General features: G+C 62.8%; 4 protein-coding genes and 1 pseudogene. 4 read left to right on the forward strand and 1 reads right to left on the reverse strand.

The genetic code is table 11. The annotated features are described in order from the left end of the window. Both NFW05_RS03775 and NFW05_RS03780 read left to right on the forward strand, forming a co-directional pair. The coding region (locus NFW05_RS03775; protein WP_295302903.1) for a glycosyltransferase family 4 protein at positions 1–828 on the forward strand (828 nt) is incomplete at its 5' end. A gap of 9 nt (positions 829–837) precedes the next feature. Beyond that, entirely contained in the window at positions 838–1,620 is a 783-nt protein-coding gene (locus NFW05_RS03780) for a hypothetical protein (RefSeq protein ID WP_295302904.1), read from the forward strand. Here the strand turns inward: NFW05_RS03780 and NFW05_RS03785 are convergent. Then, complete coding sequence (locus tag NFW05_RS03785) at positions 1,599–2,999, reverse strand: O-antigen ligase family protein (protein WP_295302905.1); 1,401 nt, start codon at positions 2,997–2,999, stop codon at positions 1,599–1,601. The genes NFW05_RS03780 and NFW05_RS03785 overlap by 22 nt on opposite strands. Positions 3,000–3,241: 242 nt before the next feature. On the opposite strand from NFW05_RS03785, the gene NFW05_RS03790 reads away from it, so the two are divergent. Both NFW05_RS03790 and NFW05_RS03795 read left to right on the forward strand, forming a co-directional pair. Beyond that, on the forward strand, positions 3,242–5,470 hold the full coding sequence (locus NFW05_RS03790; RefSeq protein ID WP_295302906.1) for a polysaccharide biosynthesis tyrosine autokinase: 2,229 nt from the start codon (positions 3,242–3,244) through the stop codon (positions 5,468–5,470). Between the two features lie 119 nt (positions 5,471–5,589). Beyond that, positions 5,590–5,912, forward strand: a pseudogene (locus NFW05_RS03795) (hypothetical protein); the annotation flags it as partial.

Raw genomic sequence — 5,912 nt, forward strand, 5'->3', positions numbered from 1 at the left:
GGGGTTCCGAGGACGTACGTCATGATGGATGGCTTGGGCTACGCCTTTGCGGGCGGGCACGAGCTGCGTCGCCTCTGCCTGCGCGCCCTCCTTAGCCTGATGTTTGCCGGCGCACTGCGGTTCGCGCATGCGATTTTCGTCCTGAACCCCGACGACAGCCGCGTTATCCGCAAATTGGGGCTCGATCGCCGATCGCGACCCGTCGTGCGAATCGGAGGAACGGGCATCGACCTGGAGGAGTTCAGTTATGCCCCGCCGGTGGCGGGCCCGCTCAAGGTTCTGATGATTGCGCGGTTACTCCGCGAAAAAGGGGTCTTCGAGTACGCAGCCGCCTCCAAACGGCTTCGTGATCAGGGGATTGCTTGCCAAATGGACCTTCTCGGTCCCTACGACAGCAATCCCGGCGCCATTGACGAGGACCAGGTCAACGCCTGGATCGCCGAACACCTGATCAGCTATCTCGGTGAGACCGACGACGTGCGGCCCTATCTGCGGGCGTGCAGCGTCCTCTGCTTGCCATCCTATCGCGAAGGCCTGCCGCGAACCATCCTCGAGGCGCTGGCGATTGGCCGGCCCATCATCACCACCGATGTTCCAGGTTGCCGCGAACTCGTGATCGACGGCGTGAACGGCTTCATCATTCCGCCGCGCGATCCTGATGCACTGGCAGCAGCCATCACCCGCTTCGCCGATCGACCCGACCTGCTCGTCACAATGGCGGAAGCAAGCCGCGCGCTGGCCGAAGCCCGCTACAACGTGCGTGACATTAATCCCCTCATCATGAAAACCATGGGTCTGTCGGGCCCACCGACTTCGCCGCCTCGATAGCGCTGCGCCATGGCAACGCTCATCGCCAACGGCACGGGCCAGCCCCACGACGGCGCAAGTGGCACATCGTCGGATCCGATCGGCCGCGCGCAGCGATGGACCGTCGGCGTCGTTTTGGCTTCGCTCGCAGTGTTCCTGGTCGTGATGGGAGGCGAGTTCATCATGGCTTCGCTAGCAGGGTTCGCGGGCGCGCCGGTGTTGGCGAAGCTCCGGCAGGCGATACCCGTGAGCGCCAACGAGGCCAAGGATCTCCTCTCTGCCAAGCAAGACGAGATGAAGTGGCTCGAGAGTGGCGAAGCTGCGATCGATTCTGGACTGGCTCGGCTGCTGATCGCGGAGTCACTCCCTGCCGACGCGAAGGAACGCGACCGCTTCGTCGCTGCGGCCGCGCGTGATCTCAAGCAGGGCTTGGCGGCGGCGCCGCTCAGTGGCCGCGGGTGGGCGCGCCTGGCTTATAGCCTTGCGGCGCTGGAAGGATGGTCGCCCGCTGCAATGTCGGCCCTGCGCTTCTCCATCGCGGCGGCGCCGTTCGAGCCGTCGCTGACGCTGTTCCGGCTGCGGATGGGCCTTGAGGCATGGCCGCAGCTGGATGCTCGCGACCGAGCGTCGGTCCTGCAGCAGATCCGCTACGCAGCAAAGGTCGACCTCAAGGCGCTTGCCTTGCTTGCCGAGGAGCAACAGAGCATCCCTATCGTTCGCGCAGCACTTCGCGATGAACCGCATGTTTTGGCCGAGCTGGATCGGCTCCGCGCCCAAACTGGACGCGATCCTCAGAGGCGATCGGGTGGCTGATCCGGGGGCCGCGTCCGGCCGCGTCGATGCACCGTCGGTTCGCTGGGGTCTGCCTGTGCGCAGGCGATGCCAGCAATCAGACAGTAAGCCGCCGTTACTGCTGGGATCTGGAGACTGAAGTCGAGAAGCGAATGAACGCCGACCAGGACCGTGGCACTGAACCCGATGCAGGGGTAGATGGCGTCACGACGGCGTCTGCGGGCTCCGCGCCACGTGCGAACAGCGATCGAAACGAAAACCGCGACCAGCATTACCGCTGCCGGCAGCCCCAACTCCACCGCGCTTTCGAGGTAGGTGTTGTGGGCCTTCGTGTAGCGGGGTTCCATGTCCGCTGGCCGGCGATACTCGAAGTAGGTCTCGAAGTTTCCGTATCCGGTGCCCAAGAGTGGCCGTTCTTCAATACCCTGCAAGGAGAGCAGTGCCAGCTTCCCCCGGTCATCCGGCTGGTTCCAGAGAGCCTGGTTGAAACGCTCCTCCCAGCCAGTGCTGCCGACGACAACGGCAGCCCCGAGCAGCACGATCGCGCCGGTCGCAAGACCGATAATGACCTCTCGGCGCGCACCGCGCGCGTAGATGTAGAGCGCCACCAGGCTCGCCAACGCCAGCACCGTGCTGAAAATGCCGCCGAGGGAATGGGTGAGCAGCAGCGCGCTCGCGATCAACAGCCACCCCGCAATGAGGGTCGAACTGCGGGCGATGATCGCATCGATCCCGCGGTCGACACTATCCGCCAGATCATCCGTGTTAGCCATCCGACCCTCAACCCGCGCGAGAATAAGTCCACTTACGCAGACCAGAGCGAGGCCGGCATAGGTTGCGAACGTGTTGCGGTTCACGAATGTGCTGCTGAGGTCGTCTATTGCGGTCGCTTTCGGGAACCAAAGAACCATCCTGATTTCAGACAGTTCCACGACCAAACCATAGAGAGAAAAGGCAACTGCGGCGAAAACGAGTGCCTTGATCATCATCTGCGCGGCGCGCCGGTCACGGCCGTATTGCAGCGCGAGCCAGAAGATCGCCCCATAGGTGATCAAGCGCGTCAGGGCCGCGCTGGTCCTTGCGGGGTCAACGGTGATCCGGGAACTGGGGGTGGCGTTGAAGGCGCTTGCGGGCCATGACCATGCGGGGTGATGCCAGGAATCGGGCGTGGCCGACACCATCTGCAGGACGATCCACGCGACGACCAGAAAAAAAGGGAGGAGGGTAGGCCAAACGGCGGTCAATGGCACGGCCAGCGGAGCCTTTCCGGCGAGAAGCCGGAAACACCAGATACCGAGAACGCAGCCGGTGCCGACAGCCAACAAACCCCAACTCCACGGGTAAACGGACCCGAGCGGCAATGGCGTCAGAACGACGAGAGCAACAAAAAAGTGAAGCATCCCGGCTACGAGCTTACGGTTTTCAGATCTTCATCACAGGAGCGCGTCGGCAACGCAAGGAAAACCGCGCCCTGGCCGGCCCGCTTGCTGCCGATTGACCAACGGCGGCCATCCATATGATACGATAGTGCAAAATGGCGCTGTCTCGGTGGCGTATGATCCGGACGAACCGGCGGTACGATCTCTTTATCAATAACAGGTCCTGCCGGGTGGCGGATCCGCGGAGGGCGTAAGGCGTGCAGATGGACAGACCGAATTTGACGCCAGCGTATCCATCGGTTTGGGCCGCCGAGCGGTCTTACGACATCCGCGAGCTGACCAGAATTGTCCGGCGGCGCAAAAGCATCGTCATCGGCACGGTTACGCTGATACTTGCGTTGACGGTCTTCTTTCTCTCGCAGCTTACGCCCACGTACAGGGCCGAGGCCCTGGTTATCGTTGAGAGCCGGAAGGCCAATATTGCTGACTTGCGAGAAATCCTCACCGACGTCAGTGCGAACCAGGAGACGACGCGGAATGAAATCGAGGTCATTCGTTCACGAACCCTCGCCCGCCGGGTGATCGAACAGCTCGGGTTGGCGGAGCGCGACGAATTCAACTCCTCGCGTTCGCGGTCGTTGCTGGAAATCGCATCGAAGGCAGCGGCGCTCGGTGGCAAGGACGAGACGAATCCCGGCCCAGCCGACCGCCAGGCCCTAGCGGCACAGGCGGCGCGGGCTGCCAGCCTCGATGAGGTCGTGGATGAATTTCTCAAACACCTGGATGTTCGCCCGACCAAGGCGTCGCGCGTGATTTCGGTCCGGTTCCAGTCCCGCGATGCCCAGCTTGCCGCCGACGTCGCCAACGCCGTCGCCGACACCTACACGAACCGCTTCATCGAGACAAAGATTGCGATCGCCGAGAAGGCCGCCGGCTGGCTCAACGGCCAGGTCAATGCGCTCCGCGAAGCGGTGGCGCGCTCGGAAAAAGCGGTCGAGGCATTTCGGACCCAGTCCGGCCTGTTGCGCGGCAGCCAGGTCACGCTCATCAGTGAGGAGATCTCCGAAATCAACCGACGGCTGGCGGCTGCCAGTGCGGACCGGGCGCAAGCGACGGCGACCTTGAACGAAGTGCAGGCCCTGCAGAAAGCCAGCAACATCGAGGCGGCGCAGGCCATCATGGAGTCCCCGGTCGTTCAGCAATTGCGCATTCAAGAAGCCGCGGTGCTGCGTGAACTGGCCGAACTATCGATCGAACTGGGAGAGCGCCATCCAAGGGTCATCAATAAGAAGTCGGAGCTGGAAAAGTTTCGCGCCAAGATCGAAGCTGAGATGGAACGGGTCCTAAAGGGCTATGCGACAGCAGTTTCAGTCGCGACAGCGCGAGAGGACAGCCTCGATCGTGAACTGAACAAACTAAAATCGAAGCAGGCCCTGGCCAACAGTCGTGAAATTGAACTTCGGGAACTGGAACGCGAAGCGGATGCGAATCGCAAGCTTCTTGAGACGTTCTTGACCCGTTTGAAGGAGACGACGCCGCAACTTGATACGGAAATGCAAGTCCCGGGCGCGACCGTCCTCTCTCCGGCGGCTGTCCCTCTGCGCTCATTGCCGGATAAGCGGATCGTGCTTGCGGTCGCGACGATCATCGCGCTCTTGCTTGGCCTGGGCCTTGCCCTCATGGCCGAGCGCCTCGACTACGGCTTTCGCCATGCCGAACAGGTCTCGGAGGCAACCGGGCTGCCGGTGATTGCACACCTACCGGTGGCGCGCGGCGGTCGCGACGGGCCCGAATCGGCGATGCTCGATAGCCAGCCGTCGCTCTTCCTCGAAGGCATTCGCTCGACGTACATCCAGCTGGCGCTGCGCAGCAAGCGGCCGGCGATCCGCAGCCTTCTCGTCACTTCGTCGATGCCAAAGGAAGGCAAGACGACGTTGGCGATCGGCCTGACGCGGGCGCGGGCGATTGCCGGGCATCGGGCGCTCCTGATTGATGCCGACCTGCGCCGGCCGTCGGTCCATGTCCGCCTCAAACTCGCGCGCGAGCCCGGCCTGGTCGATCTCCTTGTCGGCGATGCAAGCCTGGAGCAGGTCCTCCAGCGCGACGAGCCGACCGGAGCGTTCGTGATCGCGTCCGGCAGTGCGGCCCGCGATCCCTCCGATCTGCTCGGATCCAAAGCCGTGAAGGCGTTCCTTGATCAGGCGTGTGAGTCCTTTGACCTTGTGGTCTTGGACTCGTCACCATTGATGAGCGTATCCGACGCCTGCAACTTGGCGCCCCTGGCCGAGGAAACCGTGTTCGTCATCCAATGGGGCAAGACGGGTCGCGAAGTGGTCAAGCTTGCACTTGAAAAATTGACCGAAACCCAAGGCGTGCCGAGAGGAATTGTGTTGTCGCGGGTCGACACCGCCAAGATCAGGCTTTATGGCTATGGAGACGCCGCCTACTACGATCGGACAGTGCGCGAATACTATACGCGTGGATCAGCGTAGTTGCGAAGTCGGCTAAATATATCGTCTGGTGCAACCGGCCCTGTGGTGGTTGGCTCGACCTATAGATAGAATAGAACATCGATACGAAAGTTATCGAACAGCGGGAGGAGCGAACGGAGATGGGCGCGAACAAGCGAGCGGTCGTTCGAGGTCTCGGAGCGGCAAGCGCGTGGCTTGTCACCGTCGTGCTGGCGGCCACCCCGGCGGGATCGGCCGAGCTCACGACGATCGGTGAGACGGCGGCGCGGATTGGCGAGACGTCTCTGGTCGTCAAGTCGGTTTCGGGCGTGCTGCCGGCCGGCCGGCGTGCCCTCGCGATAACCGACCCGGTTTACACGAACGAGGTGATCGAGACCGGCGCCGAGAGCGCGGGGCGCTTTGTCTTCGTCGACAAGACCGAGCTCGCAACCGGCCCCAATTCGCGGATTACCCTCGATCAGTT

The sequence above is a fragment of the Accumulibacter sp. genome (assembly GCF_023806625.1).
Classification (GTDB): domain Bacteria; phylum Pseudomonadota; class Gammaproteobacteria; order Burkholderiales; family Rhodocyclaceae; genus Accumulibacter.